Origin of the sequence: Leptotrichia sp. OH3620_COT-345, assembly GCF_003932895.1 — a bacterium.
Classification (GTDB): domain Bacteria; phylum Fusobacteriota; class Fusobacteriia; order Fusobacteriales; family Leptotrichiaceae; genus Pseudoleptotrichia.
This window is the reverse complement of record NZ_RQYW01000084.1, coordinates 1-681: the sequence shown is the minus strand read 5'-3', so window position 1 is coordinate 681 and position 681 is coordinate 1. Positions and strand designations below refer to the sequence as shown.

The 681-nt window shown below is 29.8% G+C and carries 1 protein-coding gene; it reads left to right on the top strand.

Translation table 11 applies throughout. The annotated features are described in order from the left end of the window. Positions 1-681: hypothetical protein (locus tag EII29_RS12310; RefSeq protein ID WP_158612541.1), on the top strand; the 681-nt coding region annotated here is incomplete at both ends.

The following is a 681-nucleotide window of genomic DNA, read 5'->3' as shown; positions in this document are numbered from 1 at the left end:
TAGTGTTGGTAGTGCTTCAAAAGATATTAACAAGACATACTTTTCAACTCAAAAAATGACATTAAATAAGGGTTCTATTTTAAAATATACTAACTCAAAATATTTAAGATTAGAATTAGTTAAATTTAATAGCAATACTTTGAAATGTGAGAGTGTTACTGTTACAAACGAAAAAAATATAAACGCAAATGGAATATATGCTATTCAAGGGTATGTTAGATTAAAACCTCTTACACAATCTGATATTGACATGATATTAGCAGACATGCAAGTTTTAAATTACACTTCATCCACTAACAACGTACCGAGTAATTTAGATAGTTTTCAAAAAATGGTAAATTATACCCCGTCAGTAAGTAATGACACTGTTACAACAACTACTACTGCGTTTGATTATTACAAATATCCAGTTACACCTATTTGGGGACATGAATATTTAGAGCATTGGTATGAGAAAATTTATGACGGTGTAAATAATATATCAATAGCATTAGACGGAGATAGTATAACTGCTGGTTACGCTCCACTATCATCGGTTCAAGATACTTTTTTTGGCATGAAAGATTATGCACTTAAAAAAATAATGAAGGCAGGGAATTATGATTTAAAAAAATTATCAATACTAAACAATGGTTTTGGTGGTAGAAATACGAATGAATGGGTAGCAAACCCAACTTATGC